Annotated in this window: 15 protein-coding genes; 1 reads left to right on the forward strand and 14 read right to left on the reverse strand. The window is 42.6% G+C overall.

All coding sequences use genetic code 11. The annotated features are described in order from the left end of the window. Window positions 1-11: 11 nt before the first annotated feature. The 13 genes from V6D42_RS11820 to V6D42_RS11880 all read right to left on the reverse strand — a co-directional run bounded on the left by V6D42_RS11820 (window position 12) and on the right by V6D42_RS11880 (window position 16,694). Window positions 12-1,088, reverse strand: a complete 1,077-nt coding sequence (locus V6D42_RS11820) for a glycosyltransferase family 4 protein (RefSeq protein ID WP_326191825.1) — start codon at window positions 1,086-1,088, stop codon at window positions 12-14. Between the two features lie 140 nt (window positions 1,089-1,228). Next, window positions 1,229-2,419 carry a teichuronic acid biosynthesis protein TuaH gene (tuaH, locus tag V6D42_RS11825; protein ID WP_333513724.1) on the reverse strand — a complete coding sequence of 397 codons (1,191 nt, stop codon included), beginning with the start codon at window positions 2,417-2,419 and terminating at the stop codon, window positions 1,229-1,231. A gap of 28 nt (window positions 2,420-2,447) precedes the next feature. Continuing rightward, window positions 2,448-3,206 (reverse strand): teichuronic acid biosynthesis protein TuaG, encoded by a 759-nt coding sequence (gene tuaG / locus V6D42_RS11830; protein ID WP_333513344.1) that lies wholly within the window; start codon window positions 3,204-3,206, stop codon window positions 2,448-2,450. Window positions 3,207-3,229: 23 nt separating this feature from the next. Then, a complete protein-coding gene (tuaF, locus tag V6D42_RS11835) occupies window positions 3,230-3,910 on the reverse strand; it encodes a teichuronic acid biosynthesis protein TuaF (RefSeq protein ID WP_010332078.1) in 681 nt (226 codons plus the stop codon). Window positions 3,911-3,939: 29 nt separating this feature from the next. Further along, on the reverse strand, window positions 3,940-5,406 hold the full coding sequence (tuaE, locus tag V6D42_RS11840) for a teichuronic acid biosynthesis protein TuaE (protein ID WP_333513345.1): 1,467 nt from the start codon (window positions 5,404-5,406) through the stop codon (window positions 3,940-3,942). 84 nt (window positions 5,407-5,490) lie between these two features. Then, the gene (gene tuaD / locus V6D42_RS11845; RefSeq protein WP_333513346.1) at window positions 5,491-6,876 is read right to left on the reverse strand and encodes a UDP-glucose 6-dehydrogenase TuaD; all 1,386 of its coding nucleotides are present in this window, start codon (window positions 6,874-6,876) and stop codon (window positions 5,491-5,493) included. Between the two features lie 61 nt (window positions 6,877-6,937). Beyond that, window positions 6,938-8,107, reverse strand: a complete 1,170-nt coding sequence (gene tuaC, locus V6D42_RS11850) for a teichuronic acid biosynthesis protein TuaC (RefSeq protein WP_333513347.1) — start codon at window positions 8,105-8,107, stop codon at window positions 6,938-6,940. Beyond that, a complete protein-coding gene (gene tuaB / locus V6D42_RS11855; RefSeq protein ID WP_333513725.1) occupies window positions 8,104-9,555 on the reverse strand; it encodes a teichuronic acid biosynthesis protein TuaB in 1,452 nt (483 codons plus the stop codon). The genes tuaC and tuaB overlap by 4 nt, the downstream gene beginning before the upstream one ends. A gap of 49 nt (window positions 9,556-9,604) precedes the next feature. Continuing rightward, a complete protein-coding gene (locus tag V6D42_RS11860; RefSeq protein ID WP_333513348.1) occupies window positions 9,605-10,261 on the reverse strand; it encodes a sugar transferase in 657 nt (218 codons plus the stop codon). 234 nt (window positions 10,262-10,495) lie between these two features. After that, window positions 10,496-12,400, reverse strand: coding sequence for a glycosyltransferase (locus tag V6D42_RS11865; RefSeq protein ID WP_333513349.1), 1,905 nt, complete (start codon window positions 12,398-12,400; stop codon window positions 10,496-10,498). A gap of 213 nt (window positions 12,401-12,613) precedes the next feature. Then, window positions 12,614-14,101: an N-acetylmuramoyl-L-alanine amidase gene (locus V6D42_RS11870; protein WP_333513350.1), complete on the reverse strand. Its 1,488-nt coding sequence runs from the start codon at window positions 14,099-14,101 to the stop codon at window positions 12,614-12,616. A gap of 89 nt (window positions 14,102-14,190) precedes the next feature. Next, entirely contained in the window at window positions 14,191-16,344 is a 2,154-nt protein-coding gene (locus V6D42_RS11875) for a SpoIID/LytB domain-containing protein (RefSeq protein ID WP_333513351.1), read from the reverse strand. Between the two features lie 26 nt (window positions 16,345-16,370). Continuing rightward, window positions 16,371-16,694 (reverse strand): hypothetical protein, encoded by a 324-nt coding sequence (locus V6D42_RS11880; RefSeq protein WP_229149742.1) that lies wholly within the window; start codon window positions 16,692-16,694, stop codon window positions 16,371-16,373. Between the two features lie 211 nt (window positions 16,695-16,905). On the opposite strand from V6D42_RS11880, the gene tagU reads away from it, so the two are divergent. Then, on the forward strand, window positions 16,906-17,826 hold the full coding sequence (gene tagU / locus V6D42_RS11885; RefSeq protein ID WP_229149743.1) for a polyisoprenyl-teichoic acid--peptidoglycan teichoic acid transferase TagU: 921 nt from the start codon (window positions 16,906-16,908) through the stop codon (window positions 17,824-17,826). 40 nt (window positions 17,827-17,866) lie between these two features. Here tagU and wecB read toward each other — a convergent pair whose 3' ends face one another. Next, window positions 17,867-19,009 (reverse strand): non-hydrolyzing UDP-N-acetylglucosamine 2-epimerase, encoded by a 1,143-nt coding sequence (gene wecB, locus V6D42_RS11890; protein WP_326196656.1) that lies wholly within the window; start codon window positions 19,007-19,009, stop codon window positions 17,867-17,869.

Raw genomic sequence — 19,009 nt, forward strand, 5'->3', positions numbered from 1 at the left:
GAACCGGAGTTTTAATTTCTTTTCACAAGACGTTTATAGAATTTTGTAAATGGCTTAAAACGTTCATTCACGAGTCCCGTAACTTCTGCTATTATTTGCATAAATATAATTAAGATAAAGATAATAAACAGGGAAAGCCAAATTGTAGCGCTTTTCAGCACAATTGCACTGATGCTGAAAATAAATCCAATCAGGTAAATGACAATGACAGACATCCGATGTGAAAGGCCAAAGGCCATCAGCCTGTGGTGGATATGTGATTTATCGGGCGCCGAAATCGGCTGTTTGTTTAGTATCCGTCTTATGATTGCAAATGTTGTGTCAAAAATCGGCACGCCTAATATAATAATCGGAATGACAATACTGAACAATGTTACGCTTTTATACAGCCCTAACAATGAGAGAATAGAAATCACATACCCTAGAAACAATGATCCCGTATCCCCCATAAAGATTTTTGCCGGATGAAAATTGTAGAACAAAAATCCGAGCGTACTTGCGATAACCACCAATGAAAGTGACAGAATGAGTACTTTTCCGCCGGATAGCGCCATAACTGCGATCGTGGACAGGCCAATAACAGAAAGACCTGCTGCAAGGCCGTCTAATCCGTCAATCAGGTTCATCGCGTTTGTGATGCCGACAATCCATATTACAGTCAGCGGATATGCCATCCAGCCTAATTCAAACCGTTCAGCTAAAAAAGGTACTGAGAAAAAGTCCATTTTTAAACCCGTGCTTACAATCATAATAGCCACGGCTAATTGAATAATAAATTTAACTTTTGCGCTTAATTGATATTTATCGTCTAAGATTCCCAACACAATAATGATAAATGCCCCAACTGTGATAGCCGTCATTCTTGTTTCTGTGTATATACCGGATACAAGCACGCCTGTAACCACCCCGATAAATATGGCCAGCCCGCCCATTCGGGGCATGATTTTATCATGTACTTTTCGATTGCCGGGCTGATCAACTGCACCTATTTTAATCGCAATCCTTTTTACGATTGGGGTTATGATTAAAACCGTTAGCAGCGAGACAATAAACGCAACAACAATGCGAATCATGCGTTCGTCAAGCATAAAGAAGTCTCCTTTGGAATTATATGAAGTCTTTATTTTAGAGAACCGTTCCTTCCATTATACCTTCTCCTTAGTTATTATAACAAGCTTCATCAAAAAGAAACACGTATAATCAAAAAACGCGTATCCCAATTAAAGGACTACGCATGTTTTTGAATCCCTGTATATTTCATGATTTGTTTAAATAAAACATTCCAATCTTGGGTGCGGGCAATGTTTCGCCGCATCTCTTTGTATGCCTTATCTCCGCTTTTTTCAAGCACTTTCTCGCACGCAGCTATAAAATCATTATGGTCATTGCCTTCCATATATTCGTAAATATACGGCTTTTGCATTTTAGAAGTTGACGGAAGGTTAGAGCCGACGACCGGCTTTCCCGCTGCCAAAAATTCAAATAACTTAAGAGGGAAAACCGCCTGGTTATAGGATGACTTTTTATACGGCATAATCCCGATATCAATCAGTTCCATAAAATGCGGAACTTCCTTCGGATCTGCCGGCCCCGTCCATATCACATTTGAAAGTTTCAGAAGCTCTTGAAACGCTGTGTCACCATTGGTGGCGTCCGGGCCGACCCATAAAAAGGTCCAGTCAGGTTTTCTCAGAGCCGCTTCTTCAATCAATTTAAAATCCAGCTTTGGTTTAATTCCGCCGATAAACCCCAGTACGGCCCCTTCTCTTCCCTGCAAGATGCTTCGGTCTGGTGCCGCTTTATGTTCTGAAAACAGGTCATATTCAACACCGTTTTCAACGGTATGAACCTTTTCTTGTCCCGCTGTCAGTTTTTTATCAACTTCATTGCGCAGAAATTCCGATGAACAAGTAATGGAATCAGCACGCTCAATAATTCGCAGCTCCGCGGTTTTGATGACTTTCCGCCTGAACTCGGACAGCATATTTGCACGTCCGCTGATCGGCGCCGCCCACAAGTCACTGCAATCATAAATCACCTGATCCCAGGGATATAGTGAAGACAGCAGCGGAAATCCGGGAAACGTGTACCATAAGCAGCAGCGTTCACCTCTGGCTGAAGCGGATTTCAGCTCTTCTAATAAAGGTGAGAGCTTATGCTTATAAAACACATCGGTATATCGTCCGAAGCGAAACATTTTCTTTTGCAGCAAGTCCTTTACGGCGTATTGACGGATGCCGGATTGCACTTGCTGAAATTCGATCCTTTGGGTGCGCGGAGCCGGGCAGACCCAGATGACTTCCTTTGTTTCTTCCTGAGCAGCTAAAAATTCAGCCAATCGGTGCCGTCTGTACCTCAATTGATCTTTTCCCCATTCAGCAGTAGCCACGATGACGTGAATCATTGCTTTTGTTTCCACCTTCATCACCTTTTCTCTCTGTTTGCGGTTACAGCCTTTTTTTCACCGCGTTTTTTGCATATTGAACAAAACACCATGTCGCTTTCATTAAATGGAGCCGTTCGATCTCCCTGTAGACAAACCATGTTTTTTTGGCAGCCTTCCATTTGTTGCTTGAAATCGAATTATTGACAAGCCGGTATTCAGCTAAACACTCATTCATTCCGTAAGCTGTAAAACCCTTTTTTAAAAGAGCCAGCCATGTTGCCAAGTCTTGCCTCGTTCTAATATTCGGCATTTGAATCTGTCCCGTCTGTTCCCTGTCAATCATCACCGTTAGACAGCCGATAATGGTATTTTTAAGAGCGTCATCATATGTCAGGCTTTCGGGTGCATGAATGAATTTATCCATCGGCACCCCGTCCTGTGACATTAAGCTGTAGCCTGTGAAGGTAAACGCACAGGACCGCTCCCTCATAAAATCAAGCTGCTTTTTCAGTTTGTCTTTTTTCCATTTGTCATCACTGTCCAAAAATGCCACGTAGCGCCCTTGGGCATGTTCCAGCGCTTTATTTCTTGCTATCGCGGCTCCGCTGTTTTCTTCCAGATATATCACATGAATTCTTTCATCTATCTTCTCATACTGCAATAAAATGTCGCGTGTGCCGTCCGTTGAGCAATCATCCACGATAATCATTTCCCAATGAGGGTGGCTCTGATCTAGCACTGATTGAATCGTGTCTTCAATATAGTCACGCGCATTATAAGAAGGTGTAATGACAGATACGAGAGGTTTCCAGTTGGTCATGATCACATCTCCATCGTATGATTTTAAAAGGACTCTCTGAAAAATTCAGGAATGACAACGAACATAAAGGCAATCGTTATACCGATCAGAACACCCAGAACCGCTTTCTTTTTCGGGGACATTCCTCCGCCTGATGCCTCACTTACGGTTTCAGAATCAACGGCACTTGCCGCTTTCAGATTCAGCTGTGTGTTTTTCAGCTCATATAAAAATCTTTCTTTATCCACTTTGGAATCCTCGCTCACCGTTTCACCTTCCAGCGCGTCAATGCTGCGGCGAATGACGGCTTCTCTTTCTTCAAACAGCTTTTGGTCGTTTTTGAGAAAGGTGGAGGAAATAGCGTTCAAAACTGATTCGGTTCTTTCCTGATCTTGATCGGCATAGCTCAAAGACAGTAATGACTTAGATTCCGATTTTACGGTAAGCTTCTCTTTGATCTCTGCAAGATCTTCATCTTTTTCGTCAGGAAGCGCCTCCTTCAAAAAAGCATCACTCCTCAGCAGGAGCGGAATCTCTTCTGTACTGTTATAAATCGGATGATCATAGCTCCCCACAGCTAAAGTAACCTCAGCTGTGTAACTCTTTTTATCCGCAATTTGAGACGGCAGTATATACCCCGCCGCACCTAAAATAAGCGGCACTAATATAATCCAGATGATATTTTTCTTTATGCGCCGGGCTAATCTTATCACTATATCCTTCATATAAGTCTCCCTGCTTTTTTGTAGTCTGTTTACCGGTATATGGGCTCAAGCTGCTGTCTGGATCGCCTTAAGACATTCACAGCGGCGATGACGAGCGCCAGAAATACCCAATGGAAAAATAAATTTGAGACAGAGCTTGGGCTGATGCTGGATACCAGAAAACTGACCATAGCCGTGATGAGCCCTTCTGTGATCAGTTTTGACTGATTTTCCATTTTTCTTTCATAAAACTTGTAAAGCACCCACATAAGGTATAAATAAATGGCCAGATAGCCAAGCATGATAAGCAAGCCGAAGTTTGCCAGAATCTCTACCAGCCAATTGTGCACCTCTGTCACATTGTCAGTATCATATAAAGCTTGATGCTCTAGATAATAAGACACATTTCCTGCGCCCACTCCGAATCCGTATGAGTCAAGGAAGAAGTGCCATGCGTTTTTTAATAGATTGGCCCTGGCCACGTTGGACGGAAGTGTTTCTTGGAATGAATGAGACGTCTGAGGAGCCAGAAACAGCTTCCAAAACACTGCGAAAATCCGGCTGGCAAAAAGAACTGCAAAGACCGCGATTCCAGCTGCCGACAGCCAAATGGCGATTTTTTTCAGAACAGGCGGCAAGACAATAAAAATGTAGACGGCTATCCCCGCAAAAACGCCCAGCAGACTGGCCCTAGAACCCGTCGCAAAGATTAAATACAATGCACCGAACGAGAGCAAAAGGCCAATTCCCTTTAAGTATCCGTTCGTTATGTTTTTCACCATTGCAATGTAAAAAAAGAAACTGATAGACAAAAATGTCGCAAAATCATTTTGATTAAAAAAGACTGAGGTCGGATAATGCTGCTTATATTCCGGTCCGCTGTACAAAGTCGAACTCGGGAGATGATGATGCGTGATATGATTGTAAAAACCGATGATCATCAGAAATACCGTCATCACCAGCCAGATGGAATAAATGATCATCAGGCGTTCCATTTTTTGCACATACATCACAATGAGATAAATAAAAAATATCCCCATCGCCAGCAGTGCTAAATATTTCAGACCGTCTGTAACTGATTTGGCCCATAGCAAGGAAACAAGGCCATATAAAAACCAAAAGGCGAAAAAGAGCAAAATCCCTTTTACTTGCAGCCCATTCCACCTTTCAATATGTGTTCGGCTCCGCAGTACCCCCACAAGATGGAGGCAGCCTGCTGTAATGAGTAAGAGCCGATAAAGAAACAAACTAAAGAATCCAAGATGAATCGCGAAAAAAGCATTATTTAAAAAAGTGCAGGCAATCAAAATATAGATGACGGCCATAAAAAGCTGTTCTTGTGTTGTAAATGATGCTGCAAGCGTCAGTGCAAACAGGCCGATTGCCAATACAGCGAGAACGGCAGCCATCTGCATAAGACCTGTATCTGTGCGGATGGCTCCCAGCAATAGGACGATCCCCAATATGACAGCGGCCAGTAACGCAAGCGTATGAACCGCTGAACGTTTGATACTCACATGCTTAACCCCTTTCCTGATGTTTCAGGAGCCGGCGGCCGAGCCTAAGCAGCCGGCACTTCAAACAAGTAACCCTTTTTCTTTTTATAAATTGACGCTCCCCAAATCCTTAGCCAGTTCTTCCATTGGCAAAGCCGGAAAGTAGCGGCCGGAAGGTTCTGTTCCCCGAACCGCAGGACGGCCGATGGAGTGATAAATGTATCCCGCAGCCTGCATTTCTTCGAGTGAAAATATATTTCTGCCATCGATGATGATTGGCTGTTTTAAAAGCATTTTCGCTTTTACAAGCTCCATTTCTTTTACTTCCGGCCAATCGGTCAAAATAAGGCACGCGTCAGTCCCCTCCATCGCAGCATACACATCTGTATAATACTCGGTCTGATCGCCAAGGACTGCTGATGCCTCCGGAATGGCAATCGGATCATATGCTTTCACCTGTGCGCCCAGCTGCTGCAGCATTGGAATGATATCGAGAGCTGGAGCGGACCTCACATCGTTTGTATTCGGTTTGAAGGCCAATCCGAGCACGGAAATGGTTCTCCCTTTTATGCTTCCCATCACAGTTAAAAGCTTATCTACAATGTGAACACGCTGCTTTTCATTCGTCTCAATGACGGCTTCTATGAGCTTGAATGGATATCCGGCCGTTTTGGCAATTTGAAGCAGTGCGGTTGTATCCTTAGGAAAGCAGGAGCCGCCAAACCCAATACCCGCTTTCAAGAACTTTCTGCCGATCCGGCTGTCGAGCCCGACGCCGTCAGCAACTTTTGAAACGTCCGCGCCGACTCGCTCACAAATGTTCGCGATATCGTTAATAAACGAAATCTTTGTAGCCAAAAATGCATTTGCAGCATATTTAATCATCTCTGCACTTTCTAAATTCGTTTTAATAACAGGGGCATGAAAAGGCTGATGCAGTTCCTCTATGATGGAAGCGGCTTTATGGCTGGTTGACCCGATGACGGCACGCTCCATATTCATCGTGTCATGAATCGCTGAGCCCTCCCGAAGAAATTCAGGGTTGGATACAACATCAAAGGAGCATCTTCCCTTCGAAGCTTTTTGTACGATAGATTGAACCAGTTTTCCGGTACCGACTGGGACTGTGCTTTTATTGACAATGATTTTGTAGCCGTTGAGATGTTCACCGATCGTTTTCGCAGCCGCTTTGACGTATGTTAAATCAGCTTCGCCTGTTTTAGACATCGGGGTTCCGACTGCAATATAAATAATGTCTGAAGTCCGAATGGCAGACGGAATATCGTTAGTAAAAGACAGACGCTGTTCTAACACATTTTTTTCAACTAAATCTGCAAGCCCTGGTTCATAGATTGGGATTACTCCGTTTTTCAGACTTCTGATTTTTGATTCGTTGATATCACAGCAAATCACTTTATTTCCGATTTCCGCAAAGCAGGTGCCAGATACGAGTCCTACATATCCTGTTCCAATGACAGCAATTTTTTTCACAGCCCTCATCCCTCTCCTGTAAATTCATGTTCTTATTTATATTGGTCGCAGTTACGTACGATTAAACAGGTGTTTTCAAAACCATCTGATACTGATCGTGCAGCGCCCTGGCATTTTTCCCAGCGTCATATTGAGTGTGAATGATTTGATATAATTCATCCGCCACTTCCGGCTTCCATATTTGATCCTGTGCGTATAAAGAGATCGTGTTTGCTAAGGCTTGAGCTGATTTCGGTTCAATCAGCAAATGGCGGTGCTTGCCGAATAATGAAGCCACTCCTCCGACATCTGTACAGATGACAGGAACCCGCAGTGCCAGTGCCTCAATTACAACTGTCGGCATTCCTTCGCTATAAGAAGGGAGCACGAACATATCTGAGGCGAGCAAATAATCTCTCACCCTGTGATTCGGCACTTGGCCTGTCACAATATGCCCCTTTTGCCTCAGCAAAGATTTTGCGGGGCCGTCTCCGACATAAACGGCTCGAGGCGCTTCCTCCATCTTCTCAATGGCTTCTGATAATTCAAAGATGCCTTTTTCCTTAACGAGCCTGCCCACATAGACAGCAAGGCGCTGGTCAAGCGGGAGTCCAAGGTTTTTTCTGATTTCTTCTTTTGTCTGCTCATTTTCCTGAAAACGGCTGAGCTGTATACCGATCGGTAAAACCGTACTGTCAAAGCCGGAAAGTTTTTTGGTTTCTTCCTGAAGCTTTTCGCTGACTGCAAGAACTGCGGATGCGGAACCAACCGCAGTTTTGAAGGCTTTAAACGCACCTTTGCTGTAGTGCGGATAGACATTCACATCACTGCCATGCAAAGTCAAAATATACGGTATCCCGATTGTCTTTGCCACGACTGCCGCAGCCCCGCCCGACGGCATAGCAAAGTGCGCGTGGATCAGATCAGGGTTTAAGTCATGCTGTTTAATGGTTTTTAACACAGATGCCCCGATGCGCCGATGTGGCTGGGCCCATTTCAGCTGGCCGGGAACAGCGGGATAGAAAGGCCGGTAAACCGGTATTCCTTTCCGTATCTCATATTCTGGTCTGGCATCCTTTTTTCGATATGCCTTTTTCAGCATACGGACAGGCGCAGGGTGAAAAGGTCTTGGGCATATCACGGTGATATCCAGCCCGAGCTTCAGCAGCTCTTGCACCTGTGTTTCATGAAACACACCCTCGCCGGGTTTTAGACTGCTTGGATATACGCTTGTGATCCACAAAATCTTCATGACAAACGTCCTTTTCTTAGTAGTTTGCTTTTCATCTGAGGGTACGCTTTTCCTAAAAGAAAGAGATAGCAGAGCGCCCCAGCCGCCACTGAAATTGCCAGCCTCATCTCCGCCTGCATGCTGAAGCGTTCTGTTCCTAAACTCGCGCCGAACGCGATAACGGCCATACCCGCTGTGATCAGAAACGGCTTCATAACGGCTTTAAAATAAGCTGAAAGATTGAGATTAATGACATATGCCAGCAGCCAGCGACCGATTAGAAAATTGAAAACGCTGATGACGGCATATACCCAAGCGACAGTCAGAAGATTACCCGTCTGAACAGCTGAAAACAGCGACAAACCATACAGCAGCATAACGCCGGAGTCCCAATAAAAAGCTAAATCTGCTCTTCCTTTGGCAAGAAGCACAGAACCATTCGGATTCATCAGCACCCTGAGTATCCCGACGATGGCGAGAACATTCAGAACAGGGACAGCAGCAAGCCATTTTTCTCCGAAAACAGCTGCGATAAAGGCGTCTGACACGGATACGAGCCCGATTAACAGCGGGAACGATACAAGCGCAAGCATTTTTGTCATATTCAGAAAGCCTTCTCTGATCACGCTGTTTTCGTATTTGTTTTTGGCGAAAATAGGAAACGCGACCCGCGTCACAATCGGATTAATCTTCAAAACCGGAATGGTGACAATCTGATAGGCAAGATTATAAATGCCCAGCGCTTCAGCACCGATAAACCTGCCGATTAAGATCATATCGATGTTCGCTCCCAGCCTGTTCACAAGACGGGATGAAAGCTGAAAGGCTCCAAAGGAGAAGAACTCCTTCATTCCCCTTAGATCAAAAACAAAGGATGGGCGCCATTTTTTTTGGTATACAGCCCAGAATAAGATCCCTTTGCTGGACTGCAGCAGCACCTGAGAGATCACGTATGCCAAAATCGCATCCATCATAAAAACCGCTATCGCTAAATAACCAAAGGACAATGCATTTGAAAAAATCTCTATTTTGCTTAACGTATTAAATTGCAGCTCCTTCTGCAGCATATACTGGTACTGCTGTCCAATCGGAGCAACCAAAAACATAATCCCCAAAATCCTGATGAGAAACACAAGCTCTTCTCTTTGATAAAATCCCGCAATGACGGGACTGCTCACATATAAAAGCACAAACAGCAAAATGCCGGTCATAATGTTCAGCCAATACAATGTTGACAGCTGGCGCTCCGTAGCGTCATCTCTTTGAATTAACGCAGCGCCAAACCCCATATCAAGCACGATCTGGGCAAATATTGTAACCGTTGTGATCATGCCGACGAGTCCAAATTCCGTTAAGGTCATCATATTTCCAAGCAAGGCAAACTGAACGATTTGAATGATTGTAATACAGATTGTTGAAACACTTGTCCACTTTGCGCCGCTCATGATTTGTTTTGTAATACTTGGCATCATATTCCCTACTTCTTTTTAAGCTCAGTTTGATGGTAAATGCAGATGTTTATCTTGCACCATCACCTGTCAAGACTACTTTACAAGTTTTTAACATAATCTTTAATTCCAACATGAAAGTCAGATTGCGAATGTAATATAAATCAAATATAAGCTTTTCCTTCGGCGTCATGTCGTAACCGCCGTTCACCTGCGCCCAGCCGCTCAATCCCGGTTTGACAGCCAGACGCTGTGTAAACCCTGGAATCTCATTCTGGAACTTTTCCGTAAACACTGGACGTTCCGGGCGAGGGCCAATCATACTCATATCGCCTTTCAGCACATTAAACAGCTGAGGGAGCTCGTCAATTCGCGTTCTTCTGATAAATGCTCCAATTCGTGTCACCCGCGGATCCTGCTTCTGCGCCCAAACCGCCCCAGACTTCTCGGCATCTATTTTCATGGAACGAAGCTTATAAAGCTTAAAAGGTTTCCCGCCTTTTCCTACACGCTCCTGCGTATAGATGGCAGGCCCCGGTGTCTCCAAACAAATCAATATTGAAAATACTGCAATTATTGGCAGCGCAACCACCAATCCAATCAGCGCAAACCAAACATCCATCACGCGCTTTACTGCCAAATAACGAGCCGTTTTTTCAGATAATGCAAATGATGCTTGCTGCACTGATAATTCGCGACTCACATTCATGCTTTTTTCTGCACCCACTGACACACACCTCACGATTTGTTTGGGATGTTATGATGACCTATGCCAGTCAGTTTAGCAGACGGATGTTAATTGGTTGTAAATGGATTGTTAAGAAGTGTGAATTTGTTATTTTTTCTGACATTTCTTTGTTAACTTTTTATTGTTTTTGACATTTTTTTTAAAAACTAAGCATTATGTATAAAAAAAGAGACAAACCGTTGTTCATCGATTTGTCTCTTCAATGGAAGCATTTTAATATTGAAAGTAAAATTTTGATTTAGAGGTTGTCAGCTTGTATTGAACCTCAACCGTTTTTCTAAAAAACAACATGAAGCTTTGTTCTGTGTTCTTTTTGTCAAGGATAATTACTTGATTATCCTCTTTAGCACTGATTTTATTATTTGATGTATTTATCGCAAATTCAACTAATCTTTCTTTTTTAACATTAGACAATTGGTCAAGCAAACCTTGAACATTTATTGTTAATTTAGTGCTATCAGGCACTAAATCAACACGTTTTATCGGCAATGAGATTTCAGACTGGCCGGTATTTACAATAATTTTTGATTGATTTGGCAGACAGATTTGTTTACCGCTAAAAATAAATGATAAATCTTTTGTTTCTGTTTCATAAGAAAGTTCAGCTTCTGTATAGGCATGTTTCTTTATATCAATCGAAAGATTATCATAATTCATTGTAAAATATGGTCTGGCACTATAGACAAACAAAGCGTTATGCCCCAGATACATAGCTTTTGTTGAATACTTGTACGGAGCTCGATTATTTCCTACTCTTGCTCTAAGTTTGTAGCTGTCTACTGACGATTCAATGAAGAAATCCCAAACTCCTAAATCTTCTTCAGCAGATGCAATCTCATCAAACAGGCATTCAAATGTAAACGTTGAATTATCATTTGAAACTGGAGAAATGTACTTTTCCGCCTTAGTATTGCGATGAACCAATACTCCAGTAAGAGATTGGTTTTTATTCATTTCATTATCCAACAATTTGTGTTTAATTGTTCCTTGAATGCTGAGCACACGGTCACTAAATTCTATATTCTGCAGATAATGTTCAAGTTTGTTTTTATAATTTACTTTTAATAGCTCTTCAGAAACTTGATAACGCTCTAAGCTAGGATAACGTGCAATAAGATTACCTTCATGCACGGTGCAGAACTTCTTGATGTCTTGTTCCTCACGCTCATACTGGGTTAACCCTTGTAAATCATTATTCCGAATAAACAGAAGCCGTAATTTGATATGCGGTAATACAAATTGATCAGCTTCTTCAGGTACTGCATGAATAAATGATGAGAGATATTGAAACCATTCTGCTCTCTCTTCCTCGTTTTTCAGTTTGATCGTGACATTTTTTGTCCGAGAGAAATCAAAATGCCTATTTAAAAATACTGCCATCAGCTTAATTTTTCTCTCTTCTTCCAAATCACTTGCTTTGATTGCAGAAATAATATCTTCCATTGCTCCATAAAAATTTTCTGGAGGAACATAAGCAACACTCATATGTTCGCCGTCTCTTTTGACCAGATAGTAATAATCATAGTCAGCTGAAACAGATATCTTCTTTGCTTTCAGATAAGCATTCATCGTGAAGACTTGATCCTCTGCTGCTTTTATGTGAGTAGGAAACGTTAAATGATTCTCTTTTAAAAGTGAAGCTTTAAACAGCTTTTGAGGCCCCAGGGTAAAAATGATTTTGGAATCAACCAAATCAACATCCGGATTTGTTTCCTTAAACATCGATTTTGGTACTCCTCTTCCGTTTATCCCTTTTAACTTTCCTAAAGTAATATCAGATTGATTCTCTTTTGAAAAATTATACCATCTCAATAATGCTTCACTGCCTAAATAATCATCGGAATCAACAAATAAAATGTACTCACCTTTGGCAATTTTTATTGCGTCGTTTCGTGGAGCACCTGGCCCGCCTGAATTTTCCGTTCTTTCAACCACAACAATGTTTTCATATTTCTGTTTATATTGATTCAATATGTCTAAAGACGAATCTGTAGATTTATCATCCACACAAATAATCTCATAATCCTCTTTAGGCATTGTTTGATTAACTAAGCTGTCAAGACATTCAGAAATAAGATCTTCAGAATTATATACAGGTATAGCAATGCTTATTTTCATCGATTACCTCACTACCCTACTGGGTCATAATAAATATTTTGATTCAGTTCATTATAGCAAAAACAAATATCAAAAAAAATATACCTCAGTTTAAATTATGTTAAACATTTACAAGGTAGTTGGATTTGAAATTCATTTTATCGTATAAAAAAGCTTGCCTGCAACTCCTGATAGGTTTGCCGACAAGCCGTGTCCAAGTAAATACTTATCTTTCTAGTAATAGCCGATAATTCCCTCATATATCGCTTGCGCTGCTTTTTCTTGGTATAAAGCACTCTTTAACTTACTTGCGTCATTTGCATTTGATATGAATGCCAGCTCCGCTAAACTGCTAGGCATCGTCGACTCTCTGATCACATGGAAGTTTCCGATTTTCACGCCTCGGTTTTGGGTATTCAGCGCTTTATAGAGTCGGTTTTGTATTTCTGTCGCAAGGCGTTTACTGTTGTCTGACTCATACTTTGTATAATAGTACGTTTCTGTGCCAGTAGCAGCCGGGCTCGCTGAATTGGAGTGAATACTTACAAACAGGTTTGCATTGTTGCTTTTGGCTTTTGCAACACGTTCAGAAAGCTCTAAAAATACATCCGTTGATCTGGCCATAATCGGTATAGCTCCGCCTTTAGAAAGTTTGCTGTTTACGAGCTTTGCAACGGCTAGGTTAACGTCTTTCTCCTTTAATCCGTTCCCGATCGCTCCGCTGTCGTATCCTCCGTGTCCAGCATCCACAAAAACCTTTTTACCTACAATTACATTTTTGAGCTGATTGACAACATTTGTTGTAACTGAAATGGTTCCCCCAAGTACAGTGAACGTATTCTTGCTGTTTGAACCGATGGCTGCTCTTGTAGCAGTCGGCAGTGAACCGGCATCCGTAAATAACATCGGACGATTTTGCTTCGCCGCCAGTACAGAACCTGCTAAAGCATCAGCATATGTATAACCATTACTGACAAAAGCGGCTTTTGATGAAGAATAATACTTTTTCGCTATGTTTGCAGCGACTTCGAAACGGCTGTTTCCGCCGATTCTTGTTGGAGAAGGGAGCTGGCTGTAAACACTTTTTGAGACACTGATTTCTCCACCGACCACAATAGTCGATGACGTTCCTTTACTGCTCATCGCATTTTTTGTCGGTGTCGGAATTGAGCTTGCCGTTGTTAACAAAATCGGAATTCCGTTGCGTGCAGCATAAGAACCGATTGCCAGACTGTCAGCATATGCCGTTCCATTTGCGATTACTGCTTTAGAATTTGAAGACAATTTTTTAGAAATATTCTGGGCAACCTCATAGCGGCTTCTTCCGCCAATACGTTCCACTGTGGAAACACCCAGGTTTTTCATTTCACTTACAACATTGTTGGAAACACTGATCGTTCCGCCAATTACGATGACCCTGCTCGGTTTGAGCTGACTGATTCTGTTTTTAGTCGGCGCAGTCAGTTTAGATGATTCAGTTAACAGAATAGGAGCATTGTATTTATAGGCCAGAGGAGCTGCAGTTAATACATCGGCATAGGCTGTTCCGTTCGCCACAACAACTGTGCTCGCGCTGCTCCAGCCTTGTTTTGAAACATTCACAGCAACTTCATATCTGCTTGCCCCATCCAGTCTTGTGACAGAATTGGCCGCAAAAGCATTCGGTACAAACAACAAGACTCCCAATATCAGTATTGGTATGCTTTTAAGAAAGATCCGCAAAGATAGTCCCTCCAAAGATTAATAATGATTCATACATCAAATAACGAACGAAGGAGGCAGCAGCGCCTCCCTAAACTTCTATCAACCTTTTAATAGCTTGAAAGAGTCGTTCCCGGATAGTAAAAATTTAAAATCGTTGTATATGATTGCCCGGCAGCAGCTCTGGCATTAGCCCCGTACTGACTCATGCCTATACCGTGTCCGTAGCCTTTACCGCTAATGATAAAGGCACTTGTATTGCTTGAGACAGACGCATATGTACTCTTCATATTTGAAGCGCCCAGCATCGTTCTAAGCTGTGTCGTCGGTACAGAAATTGTCGCTGTTTTTTCACTCAAACTTCCATTGGAAAGGATATAACCTTTTGATTTCTCTTTTGCGAAATATGAAAATGTTACATCTGCTGTTTCCGGACGCTGGCCGGCTGTTTTTGCCGTACTGAATTTCACACTGGAAATTTTCGTGATTTTGATAGACTCGGCACTGCTGTATTTATTTTTAATAAACCAGCTTTTCAAACCGCTTAAATAGGCAGAGTTTGTTTCATTTTTAGAGCTCCACCACGATCCCGGGCTTTTCAGATTTAGACTGCTTTTATCAAGCTGGGTCTTGTTTAATGACAGGGACCAGCTGATTTGCGGGTCGTACGTATCTTTTTTGGCGATTAAATAAGGAAGCTTGCTGCTCCAGACCTCGCCGCTCGCTTCTGTATACCCGCCGTTACTTGATGAATACGTAGCTGTAATCAAATCCCCATTATATTTCAAGACTTTTCCTTTTGTGGATTCCACTACTTCAGAAGTTTTCGAATTCCAGTCATAGCCGCCGTAAACCTGAAAAGCTGTAGTATCTTTCACTTCTTTTCCGGCCGAGCTGATAGAATAGGTTCTCGCTGCGACAGCTTGAGCCTTTAACGCCTCTTTCTGCCAGCTTGCCGGCATTTCGTGCGGAACAACACCCTTTAAATAATCCTCAAAAGGGATATCCACGTTGATGGGACGAATGTACTTGCCGGACTCAATCGTAAATTTCATGTTTCCGAGATATGGCGTTCCATTCAAGCTAATAGAATTCGTTGTTGCGTATTTTTTAGGCTTTGCTGTAAATGAAGTGCCCAATGTTTTAATGGCAGTGGTGTTTTTATAGAGTACTAGGTTTCCGCCGGACAATTTAACTGAATAACCTGTCCCCGCAAAGGTATCAGCCAGGTTATTTTTCAGCGAATCACTGATGGAGATGCTTCCTCCAAGCAGAGCAAAAGACTGTGTCCCTTTTTCTGCCACTATATCAGCGACTGGTGACGGCAGGCTGCCGGATTCAACAAGCAATAAAGGACTTCCCTGCTTTGCTGCAAGCACAGAACCCGTCAATGCATCCGCAAAGGTTTGTCCGTTCGACATGAAAACCTTTGTTGCTTTCATATTTAATTCTTTTACGATATTGGCAGATACTTGATAACGGGAAACCCCGCCAATCCGTTTCACAGTCGCTTGTTTTTTTAATGTGGCTTCCACGCCAGTGCTGACACTCAACGGACCGCCGACAATTGTAACCTTGCTCGGAATTTTGTAATCGCTGCGGATGTTATTGTCTCCCGCAAGTAATATCGGATAACCGTTCATTGCAGCATATGGCGCAATTGACAGGGCGTCTGTAAAGACCATGCCGGTTGCAACTACAGCTTGACTGTAATTCCCCATGCGGTCGGCTATGTTTTTAGAAACCTCATAACGGGTAGCCCCGCCAATCCGATCAATAGAACCGTATTTTTTCAATGTGTTTTCTACATTTTTAGAAACGCTTATTGTGCCGCCAATAATGAGGATATTATCAGGGTTTAATTTTGCAACTTCGCTTTCTGTTTTAGGTGTTAATGAGTTCGCATCTGTTAACAGAATCGGAGCATCGTATTTTTTAGCCAGTGGAGTTGCTGAGAGTGCATCAGCAAAGGCATCTCGGTTCACTATGACTACAGTTGTAGGGTTTGTCCAGCCCGCGGAAGCAACATTATTGGCAACATCAAAACGGGTAGCTCCCCCATACCGCTCTGTATCTGCAATTCTTGAGCCAGAGATCTCATAACCGCCTGTGATATCCACATCCAGACTTGACTTACTGCCTACATAATTACTCAGCTTTACCGAAATGGTTTTATCAGTTGCTTTTGCAGACTGCATAAATGCAGGACATGCAATAGCAGCTGCAGTGACTGACGATAGAAGCAAAAGCTTCATTTTCTTCAAAATATGTAACCCCCTAAGAAGTTAAATTACTTCGTCTCTAAATCTTTAAGCTCTAAGACGCCATTTGTTCCTTTAGTATATTTGACAACAACTTTTTGTCCTTCTGACATGCTGTTCATTTTGTCCTGAAGGTCTGAACCAACCTGAATCGAAGTTTCTTTACCATCAATAGTGACTGCAATCGTATGGCTGTCTGCTAAACCGGCAAACGTACCTTCCTTTGTAACCGTCTCTTCAGCAGCCGCATCCTGGCTTTCTGAATTTGTCTCTGAACCTGTTTTGTTCTCAGCTGTGCCACATGCAGATAAAAGAAGCAGCATTGAGAACATTAAAATAGCGATTTTTTTCATTCCTATATCACCTCTCATCTTTTTATCGACAATTTTAAGCTTATTTTAAGATTTCTTTCAAAACAACGAAAATTTTTTGCGGATTTTCTTAAATTACCGAAACATTTGTTACAAGCTGTCGTCTATTGTAAAGAATCAGACAAATTTTAGTTGTTTTCAAATATTAAGAAACTTATAATCGAACTAGATTACAAAAAAGTGAGGACTTTATATGAGAGCTGAAAAAAGAAAGAAAAAGAGAAAGGTTTTACTTGTCATTTTAACCATACTGGCAGTGTTCGTCCTCTGTACAGGCGGTTATGCATACTACCTATGGCATAAAGCCGCTTCAACCGTTGCAAGTATTCATGAAAGTATTGATAAATCCAAAAAGAGGGATACAGAGGTTAATATCAATAAAAAGGACCCGTTTTCCGTTTTAATCATGGGTGTGGATGAACGTGACGGCGATAAAGGCCGTGCCGACACGCTCATTTATATGACTGTTAACCCCAAAACGAATACAACCGACATGGTCAGCATACCGCGTGACACATATACAAAAATTATCGGAAAAGGCACGATGGATAAAATCAACCATTCATACGCATATGGCGGTACACAAATGACAGTTGACACAGTTGAAAACTTCCTCGATGTTCCGGTCGATTATTTTGTAAAAGTCAACATGGAAAGCTTTAGAGACGTTGTTGATACACTCGGCGGCATCACAGTTAACAGCACATTTGCGTTCAGCTATGACGGTTACTCATTCGGCAAAGGAGAAATCACACTGAACGGAAAAGAAGCATTGGCGTATACACGAATGAGAAAAGAAGATCCAAGAGGAGATTTCGGACGTCAGGACCGTCAGCGCCAAGTGATCGAAGGCATTATTAACAAAGGGGCAAATATCTCTTCCGTTACAAAGTTTGGAGATATGTTTAAGGTCGTTGAAAATAATGTGAAAACCAATTTGACGTTTGATAATATGTGGGATATCCAGTCCGATTACAAAGGCGCTCGAAAACATATCAAGCAGCACGAACTGAAAGGCGAAGGCACAAGAATCAATGACGTCTATTACTATAAAGCAGATGAGAGCCAGCTAGCTGACATCTCAAATGAACTGAAAGAAAGCTTAGAAAGCTAAAAACAAAAAAGAAGCTTCGCACCTATGTGCAAAGCTTCTTTTATTTACCCGTAAAAGAGTCCGGATGTTCATTTCGATATCCATAGTGAAACAGCAATTCCTCTACAATCCGGCGGGAGGCCTGTCCATCACCATACGGATTTGAAGCATAGGACATTTTCTGATACTCATCGGCGTCAGTTAAGAGCCCTTTTGCAAGCTGATAAATGTTCTCCTCATTTGTCCCCGCAAGTTTAAGCGTCCCTGCTTCCACTCCTTCAGGGCGCTCCGTCGTATCACGAAGCACAAGCACCGGTTTCCCGAGCGATGGTGCTTCCTCCTGCACTCCGCCGGAATCAGTTAAAATGAAATGTGATTTTGCCGCAAAGTTATGGAAATCAATCACTTCTAAAGGCTCAATCAGATGCACTCTGTCAGAGTCGCCAAAATGCTTCTGAGCCGCTTCCCGGACAACAGGGTTAAGGTGCACAGGGTAAACAACCTGTACATCATTATATTCCTCTACGATTCTGCGGATGGCCTTAAACATGTTTTCCATCGGCTCACCTAAGTTTTCACGGCGATGAGCGGTCAGCAAAATCATCTTATCCTCCCCCACCTGGTCAAGGACAGGGTGGGAATAACCTTCCCTAACTGTTGTGCGGAGCGCGTCAATCGCAGTATTACCCGTTACAAAAATAGAATCGGCCTTTTTGTTTTCTTTTAACAAGTTGTCTCTTGCCTGTCCTGTCGGCGCAAAATGCAAATCAGCAATGGCACCGGTCATCTGGCGGTTGAGTTCTTCCGGAAACGGAGAGTATTTATTGCCTGTGCGAAGACCGGCCTCAACATGCCCGACAGCAATTTGATGATAAAACGCGGCGAGGCTTCCGGCAAATGTCGTCGTGGTATCACCGTGGACAAGCACAATATCAGGCTTGGTGTCTTTAAACAGCTCATCCAATTTCACAAGCGCATTGGACGTAATTTCTGCCAGCGTCTGCCGCTCCTTCATAATGTTCAAATCGAAATCAGGCTTAATCCGAAAAGCTTCAAGCACCTGATCCAGCATTTGTCTGTGCTGGGCAGTCACCGTTACATAGGACTCTATTTCAGGATATTTTTTTAATTCAAGCACAAGCGGCGCCATCTTTATCGCTTCCGGCCTGGTTCCGAAGACGGTCATGACTTTTAGTTTTTTCAT

This window comes from Bacillus sp. 0909A (genome assembly GCF_036765115.1).
GTDB lineage: Bacteria > Bacillota > Bacilli > Bacillales > Bacillaceae > Bacillus > Bacillus mojavensis.

Excerpts from the sequence above, each read along its gene's own strand:
- tuaG (WP_333513344.1), bottom strand. The coding sequence starts at position 3,206 with ATGACCAACTGGAAACCTCTCGTATCTGTCATTACACCTTCTTATAAT.
- wecB (WP_326196656.1), bottom strand. The coding sequence starts at position 19,009 with ATGAAAAAACTAAAAGTCATGACCGTCTTCGGAACCAGGCCGGAAGCG.
- tuaC (WP_333513347.1), bottom strand. The coding sequence starts at position 8,107 with ATGAAGATTTTGTGGATCACAAGCGTATATCCAAGCAGTCTAAAACCC.
- tuaB (WP_333513725.1), bottom strand. The coding sequence starts at position 9,555 with ATGCCAAGTATTACAAAACAAATCATGAGCGGCGCAAAGTGGACAAGT.
- V6D42_RS11865 (WP_333513349.1), bottom strand. The coding sequence starts at position 12,400 with ATGAAAATAAGCATTGCTATACCTGTATATAATTCTGAAGATCTTATT.
- tagU (WP_229149743.1), top strand. The coding sequence starts at position 16,906 with ATGAGAGCTGAAAAAAGAAAGAAAAAGAGAAAGGTTTTACTTGTCATT.
- tuaF (WP_010332078.1), bottom strand. The coding sequence starts at position 3,910 with ATGAAGGATATAGTGATAAGATTAGCCCGGCGCATAAAGAAAAATATC.
- V6D42_RS11820 (WP_326191825.1), bottom strand. The coding sequence starts at position 1,088 with ATGCTTGACGAACGCATGATTCGCATTGTTGTTGCGTTTATTGTCTCG.
- V6D42_RS11880 (WP_229149742.1), bottom strand. The coding sequence starts at position 16,694 with ATGAAAAAAATCGCTATTTTAATGTTCTCAATGCTGCTTCTTTTATCT.